This is a genomic window from Moraxella catarrhalis (assembly GCF_001656295.1).
GTDB lineage: Bacteria > Pseudomonadota > Gammaproteobacteria > Pseudomonadales > Moraxellaceae > Moraxella > Moraxella veridica.
This window is the reverse complement of record NZ_LXHE01000018.1, coordinates 1-21,497: the sequence shown is the minus strand read 5'-3', so window position 1 is coordinate 21,497 and position 21,497 is coordinate 1. Positions and strand designations below refer to the sequence as shown.

Below are 21,497 nucleotides of genomic sequence, written 5' to 3'. Positions count from 1 at the left end.
GGATTAATGCGCGTTTTGATAAACTTGTTTTAAGAGATCATCCGCGCCTTGGGATAGTAACTCGTGCGCGATGTCCACCCCAAGCTGTTCGGCAGCTGGTTCATCCATCTGGGTTTCATCGGTCAATCTGAGTGATTGCTGCGCTTTTAATAAAGTTTTACCATCCACCGAGCCGACGCGTCCGCGCAGAGTCAGCACACCACCTTCAATCACGGCAAACCCCGCAATCGGCACCTGACAGCCGCCTTCAAGCGCACGATTCATGGCACGCTCAGCCAGCACGCACAGGCGCGTCTTAGGATGGTTTAGCGGGGATAGCAGCGACTTTATTTCTTCATCATCTTGACGACATTCAATGGCAAGCGCCCCTTGACCCACCGCAGGCAGCGACAGATCATCGTCAAGCTCATGACGAATCCGCTTATGTAAACCCAAGCGCTCAAGACCACTGGTCGCCAAGATGATGGCGTCATATTCTCCTGCATCCAATTTGCCTAGCCGAGTGCCGACATTGCCACGCAGACTTTTGATGTCCAAATCAGGTCTAGCTTGACGCAGCTGACACTCACGGCGTAGACTGGATGTGCCAAGAACTGCCCCTGTGGGCAAATCATCCAAATGCTCAAAACGATTAGATACAAACGCATCTGTCGGCGCATGACGCTCACAATAAGCCCCAAGCATCAGCCCTTCGGGCAGCACCATCGGTACATCTTTGAGCGAATGCACTGCAATATCAGCACGCTTATCATACAAAGCCTGCTCAAGCTCCTTAACAAACAGCCCCTTACCACCAATTTTGGCAAGTGGTGTATCCAAAATCTTATCGCCTTTGGTGACCATCTCAAGCAGCTCAACTGACAGCGATGGGTAGAGTTGCTCAAGTTTTGCTTTGATAAAATTTGCCTGCCACAGCGCCAACGGGCTTTGACGTGTGGCGATGGTTAGGGTGCGCATGGTCATATGTGATCCAAATCTTTGATAAATTTAACCTATTATAAGAAATTTGGCGAGTAAATACCAATATCTACCATGGATTTATTGATGATCTTTGTGCTGATTATTATTAATTAGATATTTTTATTAATCAATTTATAAAATTGAGACAAAAGCACCATCACGCGCTGCCCAAAATTATGGTATACTTTGGGCACATTTTTATCATTTGAAAGTCATACAAGGAATCACCATGAGCGAACAAACTTCAAGTATGTGGGGTGGTCGTTTTTCAGAGGCGACGGACAGTTTTGTCGCAGAATTTACCGCATCGGTCAATTTTGATAAGCGTATGGCGCGCCAAGATATCCAAGGCTCAATCGCCCACGCCACCATGTTGGGTGCGTGCGGCATCATCACCCAAGACGAATCCGATCAAATCATTCAAGGTCTTACTCAAATTCAAGCCGAGATCGACAAAGGCGAGTTTGAGTGGTCGGTAGTGCTTGAAGATGTGCATATGAATATCGAAAGTCGCTTGACGGCGCTCATCGGTGATGTCGGCAAAAAGCTACACACCGGTCGCAGCCGTAATGATCAAGTCGCTACAGATATCCGCCTGTGGCTGCGTGATGAGACAGATAATATCTTAGGGCTACTTGCCAAGCTACAAACTGGGCTACTTGATTTGGCAGCCAACCACACTCACACCATCATGCCTGGCTTTACCCATCTTCAGACCGCCCAGCCTGTCAGCTTTGGGCATCACGTGATGGCATGGTTTGAGATGCTGGTGCGTGATAGCGAGCGTTTCGTGGATACACGCCGCCGCATTAATCAAATGCCGCTTGGATCTGCTGCTTTGGCAGGCACTACCTATCCGATTGATCGCACCATCACCGCGCGTCTGCTTGGTTTTGAGGGCATTTGCCAAAACTCACTGGATGCGGTGTCTGATCGTGATTTTGCCATCGAGTTTACTGCCAATGCGTCTATCTTGATGATGCACTTATCGCGCATGAGTGAAGAGCTGATCTTATGGATGAGCGCTCAGTTTGGCTTTGTGCATATTCCTGATCGCTTCTGCACAGGCTCATCGATCATGCCACAAAAGAAAAATCCCGATGTCCCAGAATTGGTACGCGGTAAGGCAGCGCGCGTGTTTGGGCAGCTCACCACTTTGCTGACACTCATGAAAAATCAGCCGCTTGCCTACAATAAAGACAATCAAGAAGACAAGGAGCCGCTGTTTGACTGCGTGGACACCTTAAGCGGTAGCTTGCTTGCCTTTGCCGATATGCTGCCAAATATCACCCCAAATGCCGATAGTATGCGTGCAGCGACCATGAAAGGCTACGCCACAGCAACCGACTTGGCAGATTATTTGGTCAAAAAAGGCTTGCCATTTCGTGATGCGCACGAAGTGGTCGGTAAAGCAGTTGGGCTTGGCGTCTCAAAAGGCGTGGATCTGAGCGAACTTTCGCTAGATGAGCTAAAAAGCTTTAGCCCACTCATCGGCGACGATGTCTTTGAGTGTTTGACGCTTGAAGGGTCGTTGAGCGCGCGCGACCACATCGGTGGTACCGCGCCCAATCAAGTTTTGGCAGCGATTGAGCGCGGTCGTGAGCGGATCATCCATCCCACCAAAACTGCTTAAGAAAGCCATTTAAACTAAAAATCCCATGCCGTGCAGCATGGGATTTTTTGTTTCAAGATATTATTAAACCAAAATTAAACCAAATTCACTCAATTAACGCACTTGAAGGTGCTTGGTATCAATCTCAATGTGGTAGTCATCACGATCAATGTCACCGTGAATGATGACAGTTTTACCCACCAAAGACTGTGGATTATTTTGATAATAATAATCATCATCAATCTCAACGATGATACTGCCTGTGCCGTCTTGATGAAGCTCAAATTTTTCGTCGCCGACATAGCGTGTCAATTTACCTTGTACAACCACTTTTGTGTCATCACGAAAGGTCTTAGTCTGTGCGATGGTGCTATTTTGGGCAGCAGGCATCACAGCAGGTGCTTTGGTAGCTTGAGTTTGGTAGTTGGCGTGCGCAGTGCAAGCACTTAAAGTAATCGCAGCCACTGCGATATGTTGAAATTTCATAAAAACTCCAAATAAGATAAAAACGAGATTTGACGCTATTAAACCACAAAAATCTTAAGCAAATATTAAGCAAAACGCAGTATTGTAACTGAGTGTTTAAAGTTATCTTAACGATCTTAGATGATCGGATCATATCATTCAGCCAAAAATCCGCCGCTTTGGCGCGCCCAAAGCGAGGCATACACGCCGTCTTTGGCGATCAGCTCATCATGGCTACCCATCTCAACAATACGCCCTTCATCCATCACCACCAGTCTATCCATCGAAGCGATGGTCGATAACCGATGAGCGATGGCGATGACGGTTTTGCCTGCCATCATATCATCAAGACTTTGGGTGATGGCGTGTTCAACTTCACTGTCTAGCGCACTGGTTGCTTCATCAAGCAATAAAATCGGTGCATTTTTAAGCATCACACGAGCAATGGCGATACGCTGGCGTTGACCACCTGACAGCTTGACACCACGCTCGCCAACCTGTGTATCAAGCCCTGTATTGCCAAATTTATCTTTTAAAGTCTGGATAAAATCCCATGCATGAGCTGCTTTGGCGGCTGCGATAATCTCATCATCGGTGGCATCAGGACGACCATAAGCGATATTTTCACGCACTGTACGATGTAGTAGCGAAGTATCTTGGGTGACCATGCCGATATTTTGACGCAAAGATTCTTGGGTGATGGTCTTAATATCTTGCTGGTCAATGCAAATTTGACCACCATCAATATCATAAAATCGCAAAAGCAAATTAACCAGCGTGGACTTGCCTGCCCCTGAGCGACCTACCAATCCGACTTTTTCGCCTGCCTTGATGGATAAACTAAAATCATCAAGCAATGGTTGGCTTTGGTCTTTTTTGCCATAGTTAAATGAAACTTGCTTAAAATCAATCTGTCCTTGTTTCACATGAAACACTCGGGCATTAGGCTCATCTACCACATGATGTGGCGTGGTCAAAGTCTTCATACCGTCTTGAACCGTGCCTAGATATTCAAATAATCCCGCCGTCTCCCAAAGTACCCAATGGGTCAGACCCTGCAAACGAATAGCAAGCGCCCCTGCAACCGCCACTGCACCTGCACCCACCACGCCAGACATCCACAAATACACGCTCATCGCAACCGATCCTGAGACCGTCAAGACAGCAATCACAGAAACCAAAATTTCAAGTAATGAGACCAGTCGCATCTGGTCATGCACTGTGCCTAAAAAATGTTTCATGGCTTCTTTGGCATAGCCAGATTCTCGGTGTGAATGGCTAAATAGCTTTACTGTATTGATATTAGCATAAGCGTCGGTAATCCGACCTGTCATCAAAGCACGGGCATCCGCCTGTATCCGACTGGTACGCTGAAGGCGTGGCAATACAAACACCAATAAAGCTGCTACCGCTAAAATCCAAAACACAAATGGCACTGTCAGTAGTGGGTGAATCCCTGTCAAAACAGCCCCTGCTCCCACCAAAAAAGTGAGAATAAAGACAAACACACCAATCAGCGTCATGACCACATCACGCACCGCCAAAGCGGTTTGCATCACCTTGGCTGACACACGGCCAGAGAATTCATCTTGATAAAACTGCATCGACTGGCCCAGCATTTGCTGATGAAAAATCCAGCGTAAACGCATTGGCACTACCCCTTGTAGTACCTGATGGTGAATGGTTGTCTCAAACAAAAGCACCAGCGGAATGAACGCACTGATTGCCAGCATGATCAATAGATCTGACTTTTTTTGTGTCCAAAATTCACTGGGAGAATACACACTAAGCCAGTCGACAATTTGCCCAATCCACGCATACACATATGCCCAATAGATGCCTGCAATTGCTGTTAATACTGTAAATAACAAAAGCCAACCACGATATCCCAAAGTACAGGCATAAATAAATGAAGCCAACGAATGAGTATGAGTGGGCAAGCTAATATCAGGAAAAGACTCTAAACGTTTTTCAAAATATGAAAAGAACGACATAAGTGACCAATTTTATGAATACAATTATCCATTATAACAGAATTTAATGGCTTGCCGAACATCCATCCAACAAGCCATCTTGAAAAATATCCCAAAGTATTAAGTAAAATCACACTTCGTGATACAGCTTACTGCCTTCTTCTTTATATTTTTCTTTCATTTGTTGTAGTCCTCTTTCCACATCCAATCCTTTGGCGTAGTCACGGACATTTTGGGTAATCTTCATGGAGCAGAACTTTGGGCCACACATAGAACAAAAATGTGCCGATTTATGGGCTTCTTTTGGCATGGTTTCATCATGCATAGAGCGAGCCGTATCTGGATCAAGTGCCAAGTTAAACTGGTCTTCCCAGCGAAACTCAAAGCGCGCCTTGGACAGGGCATTATCACGCACCTGAGCGGCAGGGTGCCCTTTGGCAAGGTCGGCAGCGTGGGCGGCGATTTTGTAGGTGATGATGCCGTCTTTGACGTCTTTTTTATTAGGTAAGCCCAAATGCTCTTTTGGCGTAACATAGCATAGCATCGCCGTGCCATACCAGCCAATCATCGCCGCCCCAATCGCACTGGTGATGTGGTCATAGCCAGGGGCGATGTCGGTGGTGAGCGGACCAAGCGTATAAAACGGTGCTTCTTGACAGACTTCTAGCTGCAAATCCATGTTTTCTTTAATCATGTGCATCGGCACGTGTCCAGGTCCTTCAATCATCACCTGCACATCATGCTCCCACGCTCTTTGGGTCAGCTCACCAAGTGTGCGTAGCTCGCTAAACTGTGCTTCATCATTAGCATCTTGGATACAGCCAGGTCTTAGCCCATCACCCAAACTAAATGACACATCATAAGCTTTCATAATCTCACAAATTTCATCAAAATGTGTGTATAAAAAGTTTTCTTGATGGTGAGCTAAGCACCATTGTGCCATGATAGAGCCGCCACGGCTGACGATACCTGTCAAACGATTGGCAGTCAGTGGCACATAACGAAGTAGCACGCCTGCATGGATGGTAAAATAATCCACGCCCTGTTCAGCTTGCTCGATGAGTGTGTCTCTAAAAATCTCCCAAGTTAAATCTTCTGCTACGCCACCGACTTTTTCTAACGCCTGATAAATCGGCACTGTGCCAATCGGCACAGGTGAATTACGGATAATCCATTCTCGTGTCTCGTGGATATTTTTGCCTGTGGACAAATCCATGATGGTATCTGCTCCCCAGCGGGTCGCCCATGTCATCTTGGCAACCTCTTCTTCGATGCTAGAACCTAAAGCAGAATTACCAATATTGGCATTGATTTTTACCAAAAAATTACGCCCAATAATCATTGGCTCACATTCAGGGTGATTGATGTTGGCAGGGATAATCGCACGCCCTGCAGCAACCTCAGAGCGGACAAATTCTGGGGTAATCTGTGTTAAATTATTTGCCCCAAAGTTTTGTCCTTGGTGCTGACGCATATCAATGCCTTCACGCTGACGCTGATTTTCACGAATGGCGATGTATTCCATCTCAGGGGTAATGATACCTTGCTTGGCATAGTGCATTTGAGTGATGTTTTTACCCAATTTGGCTCGGCGTGGTTTTGATATATGGGCAAAACGGATATTTTGGGTGCGAATGTCTTTAAGACGCTCACGCCCAAATTGGGAAGTTAATCCACTAAGCTCTTCGCTATCATCACGCTCAAGAATCCAGTTTTGACGCACATGAGGCAGACCTTTATTTAGGTCAATTTGTACATTAGGATCGGTATAAACACCTGAGGTATCATAAACCAAAATTGGCTCATTTTTTTCAAGACCGCCTTGGGCAAGCCCTGTTGGTGTATCTGTTAAGCTAATTTCACGAAATGGCACGGCAATATCAGGGCGAGACCCTTGGACATACACCTTTTTAGAAGCAGGTAAAACTCGGGTTAAATCTTTGGCATCTTCATCATGTTGGGCAATGATTTGGTTTAAAGCTGGGTTGGTCGGTTGGCTCATGGCATGTCCTTAAATTGGCTACAAATCAAGCCATTTAAAGACCATGCCAGTGATGGCTTATCTTTAATTCACTTGATTCCTACGCAGGTATTAACCTTACAGGTTCAACGGTATTTGTTTATAATTCTTATGAATTTCATCATAAAAATAAAACAATCTCAACAGCTGATTGGCTGTACTCCGTCAAGTTATAAAATCAGTATATCATAATTTTGCTTCAGTGAATATTTTAATCAATCAGCGTTTTTGGCTTGTCAGCGATTGCGTCCGCCTGTTATCATATGCAGGCATACATATTTTGCCTACTTAGGAACATCACATGAAAGTTTTGGTTTTAGGCGGCGGCGTCATCGGCACTACGACGGCGTATTATCTTGCCAAAAAAGGCGTCCAAGTCACTGTCATCGAGCGTCAGCATACCGTTGCTGAAGAGACAAGCTTCGGTAATGCTGGGCAAATCTCGCCAGGCTACTCAACGCCTTGGGCTGCCCCACAAATCCCCATGAAAGCTGTCAAATGGCTGTTTCAAAAGCACGCACCCTTGGCGATTCGTCCTGATGGGTCAAGTTTTCAGATGGCATGGCTTACCCAGATGCTCAAAAACTGCACCAGCGAGCGCTACGCCATCAATAAAGCGCGCATGATGCGAGTAGCTGAATACAGCCGCGACTGCTTTGGTCAGCTTCGTGAAGACACTGGCATCGGTTATGAGCACCGCACCCAAGGCACGCTTCAGCTGTTTCGCACCCAAGCGCAGCTTGATCAAGTCGGCAAAGACATCGAAGTATTAAAAGAATGCGGTGTAGACTACGAGCTGTTAGACAAAGACAGCCTAAGCCAAGCTGAGCCTGCTTTGGCGCATGCGTCAGCACAGCTGACTGGCGGTCTGAGACTGCCCCACGACGAAACTGGTGACTGTAATTTATTCACCAAAGCACTGGCTGAAATCTGTAAAGAAATGGGCGTTGAATTTCGTTTTAATACCACAATTGACAAAATCACTCATAATAACCAAACCATTACTGGCGTCATCGCTGACGGTGAGCTCATCACTGCAGACAGTTATGTGCTTGCATTGGGCAGTTATTCACGGGCGATGGCAAAGTCCTTAGGGCTTGATTTACCCGTATATCCAGTGAAAGGATATTCATTGACTGTGCCTATTATTGATGAAAGCCGTGCACCCATTTCCACCGTCATTGATGAAACCTATAAAATTGCCATCACACGATTTAATCAACGCATTCGTGTGGGCGGTATGGCGGAGTTAAGTGGCTTTGATTTGAATTTACGACAAAAACGCCGTGAGACACTTGAGATGGTTACCAAAAGTCTTTTTGATGGCGGAGATTTGGCGAATGCAACTTTTTGGACAGGGTTAAGACCCATGACGCCAGATGGCACGCCCATCATCGGTCAGACGCATTTTGATAATCTGTATCTCAATACAGGTCACGGCACGCTGGGCTGGACCATGTCCTGCGGCTCTGGCAGCCTCATCAGTGATATTATTACCCATCAGACGCCTGATATCAGCCTCGAAGGGCTGTCATTGGCGCGTTATCAGTCAGTATAAATAAGGAAAATTTATGAGCACAATTCAAAAATTTGACAGCAATGACACCTTAAGCGAAGTGGCGGTTCATGGCGGTGTGGTTTATTTGGCAGGTCAAGTACCCGATGATGACAGCCTTGACATCGTTGGGCAGTCACGCCAAGTCTTTGCTAATATCGATAAGGCATTGGCTTTGGTAGGCACCGATAAAAACCATCTGCTATCCGCTCAAGTATTCATCAAAAATTTGGATGATTTTGAAGGCTTTAATAACGCTTGGAAAGAATGGGTGACAGGCTCAACGCCGCCAGTACGCGCAACCATTCAAGCCAACTTGGTGAACCCAAACTGGCTTGTTGAAATTATGGTCACTGCTGCCACTCAATCATAACCCAAACAAGACCGCAGCCGATGAGCTGCGGTATTTTTTAATTGTGATACAACTGCCTAACCACTTCACCAATCGTTTTGATGCCTTGGTCAAGTGTTTGATCATCTTGGGCGATCGATAAGCGGATACACTCTTTGGCGTGTGGATAATCCGCCGCCTGCATACCCACAAAAAAATGCTCGCTTGGGATAATCAGCGTGCCTTGCTGCTTTAAGATCTGATACAGCTTGGTCGTAGAAATCGGTAAGCCCTCAAACCACACCCATAGAAAAATCGTACCTTCAGGCTGATGGATATAAACCGGATAATCTGCAAATTCTTCTTGGAGACGGCGGATGGCAAATGTGGATTGTTTTTTATAAAATGGGGAGATAAGCTCATCAGACAGGCGAATAATCTCATCATTTTCAAATAACGGTGTGGCAATCGCCGCCCCAAAGCGCACCGGCGATAGATTCACAATGGCGTTCATGTTGCTCACGGCCTTAGCAATCTTTGGATGCGCAATGATGATGCCCGTGCGCACGCCTGGTAGACCGACCTTTGATAGACTAAAGCATAAGATGGTCTCATCATCCCACTCAAGGCTTGCGTCGGTGTGGATGATATTTGGAAACGGTGCGCCATAGGCATTATCAATGATCAACGGGATGCCATGCTTTTTGGCAAGCTGTTTTAGATGCGCCATCTCACTGTCTGTCAGCACATTGCCTGTAGGATTGGTTGGGCGTGAACAGCAAATTGCGCCAATCTGATTATTATTTAATTCTTCTAAATTTTCAAGAGCATCAAAATCAACTTTATATTTAAAAAATCCTTCACGGTCTTCATGCGTGGTTTTTTCTATGATTGGCGGCAATGACACAAAATGAGATCCCTCAACTTGTACATCTGCATAGCCGACATATTCAGGCGCCAAGGGCAGTAAGATGGATTTATGGCTGCCATCACAAAACTGCCCTGCAAATAAATTAAACAGATAAAAGAACGCGTTTTGAGAGCCGTTGGTTAGTACGATGTGATCAGAGGTCAGTCCCCAACCATAGCGACGATTGAAAAATTCAACAAGCACTTTGATAAATTTGGCATCACCTTGCGGCGACGCATAATTACTCACACTTTCTATCGCTGCACCGCTGGCAGCGATCCGTTGGAGCACTGCCTCATACGCTGCCGATACCTCTGGGATATTGGCAGGATTACCGCCGCCAAGCATATTGATCGGCGTATCACTGTTTAACGCACTGCCCAAATCATCCATCAGCTGTAGAATGGGGCTATCTTGAATAAATTTTTCGCCAAATTTTGAAAATTGCATTTCAAACCTTATGATTATTTTAATGTTTCATGTGAAACATTATTTAATATATTTGACTTTTAAAGGGGGAAAACCATTAAACTCAACCGATGAATAAGAATTGGTATAGGCGCCTGTCGTCAGCCAGTAGAGTTTATCGCCGATCTCAAGGTCTTGAGGCAGCTTATAGGCTGCATCTTCATACATGATATCGGTGCTGTCGCAAGTTGGACCTGCCAAAATCACCGTACCTTTTTCGGTGGCGGTTTCCATTTTTGGCGTATAGACGGGATATTTGATCGCCTCACCCAAAGTTTCGATCAAGCCTTGGAATAAGCCCACGTCTGTGTAGACCCATCGGGTCAAATCGGTACGTGATTTACGACTGATCAAGACAACTTCCGAGACCAAAACGCCACTGTCGCCCACCATAGAGCGCCCTGGCTCTAAGATAATTTCGGGCATCTCATCTTCGTCAAAGTCTTCGGACAAATAGCGGTGAATCTCTTCGGCATAGACTGAAATTGGGTTGACTTCGCTGATGTAATTGGTTGGGAATCCGCCGCCCAAATTGATCATTTGAAGTTTGATCCCTTCTTCATATTTCATCCAGTCAAACATATATTTAACCTTAGCAAGCGCATCATCCCACGCTGCCACATCTTTTTGTTGACTGCCCACATGAAATGAGATGCCATAAGGGACGAGGCCTAGATTTTTTGCTTGCACAAGTAAATCGATCGCCATGTCAGGATGACAGCCAAATTTGCGTGATAGCGGCCATTCGGCGGTGTCAGCACCATGCACCAAAATACGCACAAATACCTTTGAGCCAGGCGCATTATTAGCAATATTAATTAGATCTGCTTTAGAATCTGTGGCATATAAAGTAATGCCTTTATTGTAGGCATACTTCACATGATCTGCTTTTTTGATGGTATTACCATAAGAAATGCGATCAGGTGACACGCCACAATCTAGCACACGATCCAACTCATAAATCGATGCACAGTCAAAATTTGAGCCCAGATCAGCCAAATATTTGACCACTTCGGTGGCGGGACTTGCTTTCATGGCATAATGGATTTTTGCCTTAGGAAATAGCGTGACCATCTCTTCGTATTTGGTCTTAATTCGACTCAAATCAACCACTAATAAAGGCGTCTCTTGACCTTCTGCCGCTTGGGTAAATTTTTGCCACTGAGCTTGGCTAAAATATTGATCAATCTTAATCACTAAGGCTTGCTCCTATAAAGTTTTTTAAAGCTGTGTTGATGTGTTTTGTTAAGCAAATAATGAAACGCATCAAAAAAGATTGCTTAAGTTTATTATAGCAAGCTTTTGGCGGTCGGGCTATGCTTTTGAGCATCGATCTCATCAGTCGTCACGAGTGCGCACTTCTAATAGCTCAATCTCAAAACGCAGCGGTGAGTTGGGCGGAATTTTACCAATCGCACGATCACCATACGCCAACTGCGCAGGCACGATTAATTCTCGCTTACCGCCAACTTGCATGGGCGCCACACTAACGCCTGAGTCATCAAAGCCTAGCACGCCCAAATCCCAACCTTTGATCACGCGACCTGTGCCGATCACGCACTCAAACGGACGACCACGGTGCGCAGAAGCATCAAACACCGTACCATCCATCAGATAGCCGGTGTATTCAGTGACAATCAAGGCGCCTTTAACGGCAGTTTTGCCTGTGCCAACCACAATATCTGTCGCTTTTATCATAAGCTTTCACTTCTTATTCAGTAACCGAAGTATTGCTTGCCAAAGTGATGCGAGTGGTGTGTTCGGTTGATACTTTTTCAACTTGTGATAACGCTTCAGCCACTTTTTGTGCGCTTAAGCTGTCTTGTGCCAGTGTGCTACTTTCGATACCTTGGGTGTCTTGGGCGGTTGAGCCACTGACTTTTTCGATGGTGACGCGTGCACGACCTTGAGAAAGCGGTGCAATTTTAGCAAATGCGCCTTTTGACAAATCCAAGGTCACGCCATATTTACTAAAGCCGCCGCGGTCGTTCACTCGACAAACAACTGATTTACCATTAGCGGTATTGGTCACTTTAAGATGCGTACCAAATTTATGGCTGTTGCTGGCGCAGGTCATCGCATTTTGGTTAAAACGCTCGCCATTTGCCGTTTTGCGACCATGGAATTTATCACCATAGTAGGTGATGGTCGCCGCTTGAGCAGACAAGGCAGACAGCGCCAAAGCAGCTACAACAATCTTTTTCATCATCTGATCCTTAGGCTTTTAGCCTTTGGTGGATTTATGTTGATTTCAGTGCAGTTTCACCGAAATCTCAAAAATCGAAATCTCAAAAATAATGGCGTATCATAGCCAAAACCCATGATAATTACAAGGATTTACATATTCTTTGACAAATTTTTAACAATTGATATTTAATATTACTAAAATATTGCTAAGTCTGTCTTGTTTTTGATTGCCTTCAAATAAATAGCACTTTTTTATAGCATTGTAGTCAGCGATGATGATCATTCAAAGATCATAAAGTAAGTTAAAGCTCATAAAGTAAAGATCAAAAAAACGCCCAACCAAGGCGGCTGAGCGATAAGCTAACTTCATCCGCCAATCATTCCCATTCAATATATCCATTGATATCATTTTATATAAATGGCATAAAATTAATATTTTATTATCAGATTGATTGCTATTTATCTGATTTTTTGCAAGCATATTACAAGCACGAAACAGATTAAAAAGCAAATAAGTTATATTTTGGTGAAAACTATTCTACTCTTCTATCATTTATCGAAATAAAATCTCTCATCATTTCTATCGATTCCTTTAACTCTGAAAGATAAAATCTTCTATTATTTCTATTTTCTGGATGATGTATTTGATGCCTTATGTATTCTGTCAAAGTTAGCTTTTGAGGACATATCGAACCATCTTTTTTTAACTTTTTATAGTCAATCTTCGTTTTATCAAATTTGTAGTCATTAAGCCAACCCTGTAACTCAATAAAACCATATAATTCATTATGATACTCTTCCGTTATCTCATCAAAAGCCATGTAGTTTACCTCATTTAACGATGGGTAATGTAATTGTCCAAGAGCAACATTTTGGACTTCTTTTTTTTGTTCTCCATCTTTAAGCAATCTTAAATTCGAAAAATCTAATCTTTTTACAATATTAGGACTATGTGTCGTTAATAATATCTGAGTTCCTGGCAATTTCGCTAATTCTTTTAAAGATTCAATTAACTTATACTGATTATTCGTATGTTGAGATGTTTCCGGCTCCTCTATTGCATATATAACATTTGCATTTTCGCTATTTTCTGTTTTTCTTTCAACCTCTGCTCTAAAAAAATTCAATAATATTAAACGTCTTACTCCACTTCCTCTTTTATTTATTGGAATGTTCTCATCTCCAGATATAGAAACATTCTTAAAAACATCTTGCCACCTTAAGTTCTTTGCTGTAGGAATAACTGGACTTAAAGTGCTTGCAATTTCTGGATCCATTTCTCTTATTTTTTCTAAGGTTCTATTAGATACTTCTTCTATTTTCTTTCTAACAATATCTGCAATCTCCACAAGACTATTTTGTAAGCTTTCTTCGCTAATAATTTGTTTTACTGCTTCCTTTAATGGATCTTGTATTTCATTATCTGAGTCACTATTTTTTCTATCTGATTGGAAAAGTGAATACACTGGTAAATATAAAGATATTTTTTCCCAAATTTTTTTTGCATCTTCTTTTGTAACATCAAGTTCAATTTCATCCAATTGTAGATCATTTTGATATTTTGCCCATATTTCTTTTCTCATTATTGAGTTGATATTCAGGCTACTGCATTCTATACTTTCTTCTTTAATTATTTTTTTTAAATCTGAGTTCTTCTTTAATAATAAATCTTCACAACTTTTATTTGTTGGATGGCTCGCTTTTATATATACTTTTGCGGCTCCACCATTTTGAAATTTTTTTACTATCTCTAATTCTTTATTTTTATTCAAAAGATATTCGTCTGCAAGTGATGTTTCAACAGATGAATCTATTATCACCTTGTCTGGTAGATCACAAAAGCATACGCTTATTACTGTTTCATATTCTCCATTTTTTGATTTTACTATATTTACATCTGTTTTATCAATTTTTACAACGCCTTTACCATCATTGAAAAAGATATCCAACGCCTCTAAAATTGTTGATTTACCAACATCATTTCTCCCTACTATAACAGTTAAATCATCAAAATTTACTATTATTTCATCCGAGTAACCTCTAAAGTTTTTAACTTTCATCGATTTTATTTTCATATCATCTCCTGTCTCTACATCATAATTAAAATTTATACTCTCTAGTAGCCTCTCTTATCATCCCACCATGCCAATCTACAGTCTCTAATGGCATTTCATGGTATTTGTCAAAGACCTCATACAAATATTTATACTTGACCTTATTTTCAATTATTTTCTTAAGAGAATCTGTATCCATTGAAATAATCTTCATGCCTGTAATAGTTTCTTCATCTCTGGTATATGGAATTATCTTTCTATACCTAAAATCTGAAATCACATTTTTATCTAAGTATGTGCTGACAAACAAACTGTAATCGAACGGATTATTAAATCTAATTCTATAATCTCCTAAATGTCTTGAAACAGGCTCCATTTCCATTCTCCTTTGATTATTTCCATCTGCAAGAGTTGCTTCAAGTAATAGCGAATGTTTCGGATAAGAAGTACACGCCTCATATTCATATATAATGTCTGCATAGCCTCCAGCCGCATGTGTCTTAGGCAATAAATTGGCTTCTAATGATAACTTCATGAAGTCCAAAATATTCCCTTGTCTTTCACTTACTTTATACCATATAATTCCCAAAATATATTCAAAGATAGTTGATATTGTAGCCTCATCTGTAACAAGTTCTTCTATTCGCTTATCGTCTCGTGTTTCAAAACAATTTAGTAACTCTATAAGCACAGAGTCATTAAAATTCTTATCAATCAAAGTGTTAAATCTTCTGTATCGTTCATCATTTACATAAGTTGCAGCTTGTTCCGGACTCTTAATTGTAATTCCTAAATCTTTACTTAAAGCTGCATATACTTTGCTAATATCTAGCTTGAATGCTTCTGATATAGTTTCAAGTTGGACATCAGATCTAAGATTATTATCTCTACTAAAAGTTTCTGTATACAGAACATCAATAATTTCTTTAAAATAATACTTTGGAATCATATCCAACTTAATCACACGATCTTCAAAAATTAGAGTATCTGTAATATTAAAATATCTTCTATTTAAATCAAAATAATCAGATAAAGTCGCCATTGCCTTAAAAACATGTAAATATTTGAAAAACACTTCTTTTAATTCTGTTTCATTTTTACAGTTTATAAATGGGCATTGTTTGTGAATTGAAGACTTCCCATTTTTTCTTACAACACCAATATTGGTTGTTTTAAAGAGTAAACTTCTCCACAATGTTCCAGGTTTTTGATTTATATTCTTTGCAGAATTTAATAGCGATTCATAAATGTTTTCGCCATCAAGAAATACCTTCTTTAAATTCTCATACAATTTATAGTACGGCTTGTCATAGTTTCTGCTTTTACGATTCATTCCCACTAAACATATTAGATTTTCGTCAACATCAGAGGCTATAAATTCTTCTTGTGCAAGTTTATAGTTTTCCATTTGCATAAGTCTCTTATAAATTATTTCTTCCGGCAAGATTTTACCTTCTCGATATAATTTAATATCCGATATGATTTGTTTTGCACTTTCGTCATCTCTAATTAGCGGAACAAAATAAGTAAACTCGTCATAACTTAAAAACTCAAGTTCTGTCAGGCACTTTACAACCGCAATAAACGGTCTAACGATACTACCACTTACATCTATACTTGTTTTAAGAAGCTGTTTTAGATAGGTAAAACTATCTCTATTAATATTAAACACATTATTGGTTTCAAAATCTCCACTACTTGTTATTTTAAGGAGTTCTCTTCCTGCAGCCGTAATCAATCTATCTTCTGTAATTAAACCAATATCAACCAATCCTGATGTTTTTTCTCTCGCATCTTTATCTTTTCTTTTTGCTTCTCCTTTTAAGAAAGCTCTATCTTTCATAAAATCATAATATTTCTCTTGCAATTCATTATTCCAATTCCAGTTAGATTTCTTTATGACTTCATTATAAAACTCATCAAGAAGCAACAATTGTGCCTCGATTTTTAAATTTAGTTTTGCAGTTCTAAAGCTTGTAGTTCCTATAACCCAACAAAAACTTTGATAAGAAATACTTTTATTAGCCATTTACTCATTCCTCCAATCAACCGGATAATTAGTAATTAAAACTTCTTCAGATATACTATTCTTATTTTTTCTGTGATAACTGCTATTTGAATAACTTTTATTCAGACGATTACAGTAATACCCCTTACTTTCAATCCAATTATATAAAATATCATTTCTTTTATTTTTACTTTCCAAAACATTAGACAAAGCAAAACTAAACCCTTTTTCATTGGCTTCATCCAAAAATTCAAGTAAAGCTTTTTCTTCTATTTCAGTCCACATTCCATTTTCATTATATGTCGCATTTGTAATCAAATAAGGTGGATCACAATAAATAAAAGTCTCCTGAGAAAAATCATCTAATGAAATTTCTCTAAAATCCTTTTTCATAAACTGGACATCTTTACTTTTTAATTCTTCAGAAAATAATACAAGCTTACTTCTCATTTTAGAATTAAAATCTCTCTTACCTACCGGAAGATTAAAAAGTCCCTTTCGATTAAACCTAATCTGATTATTAAAAGAGAACACCATAAGTACATACAGCATTGGATAATCTATTTCTCCAGCAAGAACTTTAGCATTAAAATCATCCCTTAACTTAAGAAATCTTCCTTTATTGTATTCAGCTAAGCCTCTACTACTATCACAATCATAATAAGAATATCCATATAACGATGTATTGGATAAATCATATTCATCAATAATATTGTCTATTTTTTTTAATAAAACGTCGGAATCAGCGTCTTTGATAAATTTAATTAAATCTATTAGTTTTTCATTTGAATCATTAAAAATAACTTTTGAAGAAGATGAATTTATTCCAACATTTCCTCCTCCGGCAAACAAATCTAAAAATACTTCCTTTTCATCAAATAAAGGTTGCAACTGTTCTAGTAACTTAAATTTTCCACCTGTATAATTAAACGGGCAAGGTATATTCATTTTCTTTTTTTCTTCGCTAAATACTTCACATAAAAATAGTCTTTCTTTATTATCTTTTATATCTGATTTCCCAGTTGAAAAACTCTTGTAGTTTGATTCAAATATAGTAACTTTTCCCTTTTTACTAAGAATTCTCATAATATCTTCATCCGATATTTTCGCATTCGACCTATCATTTCCCTTGTCAGACATATTGTTATATGAAAGTAAGATATACTTTGTATCAGCCCTTTCAATAAGTTCTTCAAATGCTTTTGTAGCCGTAATCATGCAGTAATCACTTTTAAGTAAAGTCCTATCCATCTTCCTTGCAACCCCATAAACTTCAGGTTTTTCCCATCTTGCCACATTTTCAAGTAAATGATATGCATCACAATACTGCCTTGAATTATATGGAGGATCCAAGTACAACAAATCTCCCTTAATATTTTTAATTAGTTTGTTTGCGTCTAGGTTATAACAATCATTATTAGAATTTATCGTTTCTTCCGGTAACAAGACATTCAATACCAAAGTCTTTTCAAAATCCACATTTTTTCTATATGCATCGTAGTGTCCAACTGTGTTTGCAATCTTATCCATTGCATATAGAAGCGATGTAATCAATATTGCATATTCCTTAAAATTTATTTCTTTATTTTTATACTTTGCTTCTATATCTTCTCTTATATATCCTATCTTGCTACAATCATCAGCAGAAAAGAATGTATTTGCAAAATTTTCTCGCATATAATTATTTTCTTTTGTTTTAACTTGATTATAGTCGTATATAAGCTCAATTATCTTTTTGCTTGAATATTTCTCATATCCAAACCATGCATAATTGGAAATATAATTACTATACAATAAATCATTTGTAATAAGCATTTTATCCTTGAAAGTATTTGCAACTGCTCCAGTTCCACTAAATATATCAATAACAATATTTACACCTTTACAATTTTCATCAACTGTTTTTCTTATAAAATCAGAAAGAGAATATTTATTTCCTAAATATCGTCTATTATTTATGAATGACTGCTTTAATCCTAATTTAGATATTAAAAAATCTGTGTCATCCTTATACTGTAAATCATCTATATGCAAAAATCTTTTTATAATTTCAACTGTGTTTTCATCCCAAAAGTACCTTCCTGTATCACTTCTCGGAATTAAAATATTTTCTTTATCTATTAATTTATATAAATATGACTTAGAAATGTCTAATTGTTTTATTACATCAATAACATTAAGACTTGCCATCTTTATTCCTCATTGCCACATTCTAATCTATTTAGTAGACATTAAAACATATTTCGCTCATTTTTTCTATATTTTTAGCGATAAATTAGATGCTAATTGCATCAAAAGAAGGTATCAAATTTATAATATTCTCTAGGTATCGCCATAGTTCCATATCGTTACTCATACTATAACTCTGCTCAATTATTGTATCTATTTTCCTTTTATGTTTCTTAATTACTCCAATAACTGATTCCTTTTTCTCTGTCTTATCCCTACCAAGGTACTCCTTCATATTATTTTTCAGATGCTCCAATTCATCATACTATTTTAATAATGAATTATTTTTCTTGATTATTTTCTCTTATTTAGCTTATAATTCTTTAGAATACTCGTTTAATTTCGTAAAAAGATTTTTACCTAATTTTTTCTTCAATCCTTCTAATACAGCATCTTTTCAAGTGCAGAAATTGTTTAAAGAAAATATCTATTTCATCATAGGGTTTCTAATAAGCTTTTATATCTTTTTCTGTTCATCATCATATATCATCATATAAATTTTATCGCTCAGATTTTTACGATAGCCTTCATAATATTTTCTTTTGTTCATAAAAACTTAAATATTCTTAACTTAACTACTTCCTTTATCTTCTTTTGCTCCCATGAAAGTTTGTCCAAATTCTTGTTTCAATTCATTTTTTGAAATGATATTTTTTTGAATTTCTTTTTCTAATACTTCCATAATTATGGTACTTGAATTGTTCTATTACTTTGTTCTGTCTTTGGACTTATAATATAATCTTTTCCTTTTAATCTTTGAAATGATTTAGTGATTGTTAAAGCCCTCTTTTTAAGGTCAAAATTATCTTTTGTCAGTGCAAGCAATTCACTTTCTCTTATGCCACACTAATAAAGAATCTCAAAGGCATGATATGAATTAGGTTTGCTTTTAACACTTTCAGCGAATTTTTCGTATTCCTCTTTCGTTCAAAATAACATTTCCCAAGCTTTTGAATTTTCCCATCTTAGTCGTTTTATGAACGGGATTACTTGTCAGTCCATAATACTTATTGCATGGCTAAGAATCGTATTTAGTTGATTTTGAACTTTTCTTAAATAAGTTTAAGAATATAATTTACCTTCACCATCAGACTTTTTAAGTAATTTATTTTGCCACTGTAACATATCCGGAGCCGTTATTTCAGCTATTGATTTTTTAGCAAAGTATGGGGTTATTTTTATTTCTATCATCTACACCTTTGTCAAGTAAATGTTATATTTTATTCTCGGCTTTAAATCATTCAAATAGATTTCAACAAATGACTAAAATGCATATTCAAATCTCTCAACTTACTTGCCAAAAACTCCCGTTTATACTCTAAAGCCCCTCTCTTTGTAGCGAATCTACGCTTTGTGTGAATCTGTTTCATCCTTTGCCAATCAACACACCTTAAAGAGATTTTCCATGTACCTCTTTCTTTATCCTTACTAGCTGACACATCATCGCCTCCCATACTTCTTTCGTTTGACCATAACAGTTTTCTTCATAAAATTTTCGATTAACCTTACCTGTAATCACTATCAGGTTTGGATTGTCTTTTAGTATTCTCTCATTTAATTCTTTTATCATTTTGTATACTTTAGGCTTGGAACCCCCCAATCTTTGCTGATTTCTTCAGCATCAATATACATCTTTCTCACACCCCCCTTTTTTTCTTTTTATTTGAATTTACGATATATATTGGTAAGTAATCCGCCAAATTAATGTTATGATATTATCAACTACCCATCATAACATTAAACACAAATGAAAATCAGCACCATTGAACTAACAGACACTCAAAAACAAGCACTTGAGCAAGGCTACAAACTAGGCGAAACAGCAGTCTATCGACAACGATGTCATCTCATTCTACTCAAAAGCCAAGGCTACAAAGCTAAAGATATAGCAAACATACTAGACACCAACATCCAAAGTGTCTATAACTGGATCAAACGCTACCGAGAGCATGGCATACAAGGACTACAAACCAAACTAGGACAAGGCAGAAAAGCCATACTCACCCATGAGCATGAACAAATCGTCAAAGACTGTATTAGCCGAGAACACCAACGAGTTAAACTCATTATGAATGAACTCACTGAGCAAACAGGTAAACAATTTAGCCAACGCACCCTTGAGCATTTTTTAAAAGTCTTGGCTACACCTACAAACGCATCCGAATGCGACTAAAAGGGCAATGTCACCTAAAACTATACCAACTTAAAAAACAGCAACTTGCCATACTTGAGAACTTAAGCCAAAACAACCACATCGACCTATACTACGGCGATGAAACCAAAATCAGTCAAACAGGCTATGTACCCTATGGTTGGCAACACAAGGATGAAAACATCAGCATTTCTGTGCAACGGGGTAAAGATATTAACTGTTTTGGTCTACTCTCAAGAACCATGCAGTTTCATTACCAACTAAGCGAAACGAATATGACGGCTAATGATATACTTACCTTTATTGATGAGATATCATTAAAAATTAACAAATACACGGTACTTGTATTAGATAATGCCAGAGTCCATACTGCCAAAGTGATTCAAAAGCGGTTAAAGATTTGGCAACAGCGTGGTTTGTTTATCTTTTATTTACCGCCTTACAGTCCACAGCTTAATATTATTGAGCGTTTATGGAAAGAGGTAAAACAAGGCTGGCTTAGACCGTGTGATTATGTCGATTTCGATTCACTGCGTTACGGTGTAAATCGTGTTTTTGCTAATATCGGTTCAA

General features: G+C 39.2%; 17 protein-coding genes and 1 riboswitch. Of the genes, 5 read left to right on the top strand and 12 right to left on the bottom strand.

Features of this window, described 5'->3' with window-relative positions; genetic code table 11:
• Positions 1 to 3: 3 nt before the first annotated feature.
• Positions 4 to 963 carry a hydroxymethylbilane synthase gene (gene hemC / locus AO382_RS08225; RefSeq protein WP_064620051.1) on the bottom strand — a complete coding sequence of 320 codons (960 nt, stop codon included), beginning with the start codon at positions 961 to 963 and terminating at the stop codon, positions 4 to 6.
• Between the two features lie 226 nt (positions 964 to 1,189).
• Here hemC and argH point away from each other — a divergent pair, with 226 nt between their 5' ends.
• Complete coding sequence (gene argH, locus AO382_RS08220) at positions 1,190 to 2,593, top strand: argininosuccinate lyase (protein WP_064620048.1); 1,404 nt, start codon at positions 1,190 to 1,192, stop codon at positions 2,591 to 2,593.
• A gap of 93 nt (positions 2,594 to 2,686) precedes the next feature.
• Here argH and AO382_RS08215 read toward each other — a convergent pair whose 3' ends face one another.
• The 3 genes from AO382_RS08215 to thiC form a co-directional block, all read right to left on the bottom strand.
• On the bottom strand, positions 2,687 to 3,058 hold the full coding sequence (locus AO382_RS08215; RefSeq protein ID WP_064620045.1) for a YgiW/YdeI family stress tolerance OB fold protein: 372 nt from the start codon (positions 3,056 to 3,058) through the stop codon (positions 2,687 to 2,689).
• 134 nt (positions 3,059 to 3,192) lie between these two features.
• Positions 3,193 to 5,031 carry an ABC transporter ATP-binding protein gene (locus tag AO382_RS08210; RefSeq protein WP_064620042.1) on the bottom strand — a complete coding sequence of 613 codons (1,839 nt, stop codon included), beginning with the start codon at positions 5,029 to 5,031 and terminating at the stop codon, positions 3,193 to 3,195.
• A 109-nt stretch (positions 5,032 to 5,140) separates the two neighbouring features.
• Positions 5,141 to 7,012 carry a phosphomethylpyrimidine synthase ThiC gene (gene thiC, locus AO382_RS08205; protein WP_064620039.1) on the bottom strand — a complete coding sequence of 624 codons (1,872 nt, stop codon included), beginning with the start codon at positions 7,010 to 7,012 and terminating at the stop codon, positions 5,141 to 5,143.
• A 59-nt stretch (positions 7,013 to 7,071) separates the two neighbouring features.
• A riboswitch (TPP riboswitch) is annotated at positions 7,072 to 7,205 on the bottom strand.
• A gap of 126 nt (positions 7,206 to 7,331) precedes the next feature.
• Between thiC and AO382_RS08200 the strand changes: the two genes are divergently transcribed.
• Together AO382_RS08200 and AO382_RS08195 are read left to right on the top strand one after the other, a co-directional pair.
• The gene (locus AO382_RS08200; protein ID WP_064620036.1) at positions 7,332 to 8,588 is read left to right on the top strand and encodes a D-amino acid dehydrogenase; all 1,257 of its coding nucleotides are present in this window, start codon (positions 7,332 to 7,334) and stop codon (positions 8,586 to 8,588) included.
• Between the two features lie 13 nt (positions 8,589 to 8,601).
• Positions 8,602 to 8,958 carry a RidA family protein gene (locus AO382_RS08195; RefSeq protein WP_064620033.1) on the top strand — a complete coding sequence of 119 codons (357 nt, stop codon included), beginning with the start codon at positions 8,602 to 8,604 and terminating at the stop codon, positions 8,956 to 8,958.
• A gap of 37 nt (positions 8,959 to 8,995) precedes the next feature.
• Here the strand turns inward: AO382_RS08195 and AO382_RS08190 are convergent, their stop codons facing one another.
• From AO382_RS08190 to AO382_RS11490, 8 genes are all read right to left on the bottom strand, one after another.
• Positions 8,996 to 10,276, bottom strand: a complete 1,281-nt coding sequence (locus tag AO382_RS08190) for a valine--pyruvate transaminase (RefSeq protein ID WP_064620031.1) — start codon at positions 10,274 to 10,276, stop codon at positions 8,996 to 8,998.
• Positions 10,277 to 10,315: 39 nt separating this feature from the next.
• Positions 10,316 to 11,491, bottom strand: a complete 1,176-nt coding sequence (locus AO382_RS08185; RefSeq protein ID WP_064620028.1) for a type III PLP-dependent enzyme — start codon at positions 11,489 to 11,491, stop codon at positions 10,316 to 10,318.
• A gap of 141 nt (positions 11,492 to 11,632) precedes the next feature.
• On the bottom strand, positions 11,633 to 11,992 hold the full coding sequence (locus AO382_RS08180; protein WP_064620026.1) for an FKBP-type peptidyl-prolyl cis-trans isomerase: 360 nt from the start codon (positions 11,990 to 11,992) through the stop codon (positions 11,633 to 11,635).
• A 13-nt stretch (positions 11,993 to 12,005) separates the two neighbouring features.
• On the bottom strand, positions 12,006 to 12,500 hold the full coding sequence (locus AO382_RS08175) for a septal ring lytic transglycosylase RlpA family protein (RefSeq protein ID WP_064610976.1): 495 nt from the start codon (positions 12,498 to 12,500) through the stop codon (positions 12,006 to 12,008).
• 514 nt (positions 12,501 to 13,014) lie between these two features.
• On the bottom strand, positions 13,015 to 14,556 hold the full coding sequence (locus tag AO382_RS08170) for an ATP-binding protein (protein WP_064620023.1): 1,542 nt from the start codon (positions 14,554 to 14,556) through the stop codon (positions 13,015 to 13,017).
• Positions 14,557 to 14,581: 25 nt separating this feature from the next.
• Positions 14,582 to 16,564: an AlwI family type II restriction endonuclease gene (locus tag AO382_RS08165; RefSeq protein ID WP_064620020.1), complete on the bottom strand. Its 1,983-nt coding sequence runs from the start codon at positions 16,562 to 16,564 to the stop codon at positions 14,582 to 14,584.
• A complete protein-coding gene (locus AO382_RS08160; RefSeq protein ID WP_064620018.1) occupies positions 16,565 to 18,733 on the bottom strand; it encodes a Dam family site-specific DNA-(adenine-N6)-methyltransferase in 2,169 nt (722 codons plus the stop codon).
• A gap of 1,101 nt (positions 18,734 to 19,834) precedes the next feature.
• Complete coding sequence (locus tag AO382_RS11490) at positions 19,835 to 19,963, bottom strand: hypothetical protein (protein WP_196759410.1); 129 nt, start codon at positions 19,961 to 19,963, stop codon at positions 19,835 to 19,837.
• Positions 19,964 to 20,519: 556 nt separating this feature from the next.
• Here AO382_RS11490 and AO382_RS08140 point away from each other — a divergent pair.
• Together AO382_RS08140 and AO382_RS08135 are read left to right on the top strand one after the other, a co-directional pair.
• A complete protein-coding gene (locus AO382_RS08140) occupies positions 20,520 to 20,945 on the top strand; it encodes a helix-turn-helix domain-containing protein (protein ID WP_064617994.1) in 426 nt (141 codons plus the stop codon).
• On the top strand, positions 20,936 to 21,497 hold a 562-nt coding region (locus AO382_RS08135; RefSeq protein ID WP_154806252.1), incomplete at its 3' end, for an IS630 family transposase. The genes AO382_RS08140 and AO382_RS08135, both read left to right, overlap by 10 nt.

Coding starts and splice junctions, on each gene's coding strand:
- AO382_RS08180 (WP_064620026.1), bottom strand. CDS start 11,992: ATGATAAAAGCGACAGATATTGTGGTTGGCACAGGCAAAACTGCCGTT.
- hemC (WP_064620051.1), bottom strand. CDS start 963: ATGACCATGCGCACCCTAACCATCGCCACACGTCAAAGCCCGTTGGCG.
- AO382_RS08175 (WP_064610976.1), bottom strand. CDS start 12,500: ATGAAAAAGATTGTTGTAGCTGCTTTGGCGCTGTCTGCCTTGTCTGCT.
- argH (WP_064620048.1), top strand. CDS start 1,190: ATGAGCGAACAAACTTCAAGTATGTGGGGTGGTCGTTTTTCAGAGGCG.
- thiC (WP_064620039.1), bottom strand. CDS start 7,012: ATGAGCCAACCGACCAACCCAGCTTTAAACCAAATCATTGCCCAACAT.
- AO382_RS08170 (WP_064620023.1), bottom strand. CDS start 14,556: ATGAAAATAAAATCGATGAAAGTTAAAAACTTTAGAGGTTACTCGGAT.
- AO382_RS11490 (WP_196759410.1), bottom strand. CDS start 19,963: ATGATAGAAATAAAAATAACCCCATACTTTGCTAAAAAATCAATAGCT.
- AO382_RS08190 (WP_064620031.1), bottom strand. CDS start 10,276: ATGCAATTTTCAAAATTTGGCGAAAAATTTATTCAAGATAGCCCCATT.
- AO382_RS08165 (WP_064620020.1), bottom strand. CDS start 16,564: ATGGCTAATAAAAGTATTTCTTATCAAAGTTTTTGTTGGGTTATAGGA.
- AO382_RS08140 (WP_064617994.1), top strand. CDS start 20,520: ATGAAAATCAGCACCATTGAACTAACAGACACTCAAAAACAAGCACTT.
- AO382_RS08210 (WP_064620042.1), bottom strand. CDS start 5,031: ATGTCGTTCTTTTCATATTTTGAAAAACGTTTAGAGTCTTTTCCTGAT.
- AO382_RS08200 (WP_064620036.1), top strand. CDS start 7,332: ATGAAAGTTTTGGTTTTAGGCGGCGGCGTCATCGGCACTACGACGGCG.
- AO382_RS08160 (WP_064620018.1), bottom strand. CDS start 18,733: ATGGCAAGTCTTAATGTTATTGATGTAATAAAACAATTAGACATTTCT.
- AO382_RS08195 (WP_064620033.1), top strand. CDS start 8,602: ATGAGCACAATTCAAAAATTTGACAGCAATGACACCTTAAGCGAAGTG.
- AO382_RS08215 (WP_064620045.1), bottom strand. CDS start 3,058: ATGAAATTTCAACATATCGCAGTGGCTGCGATTACTTTAAGTGCTTGC.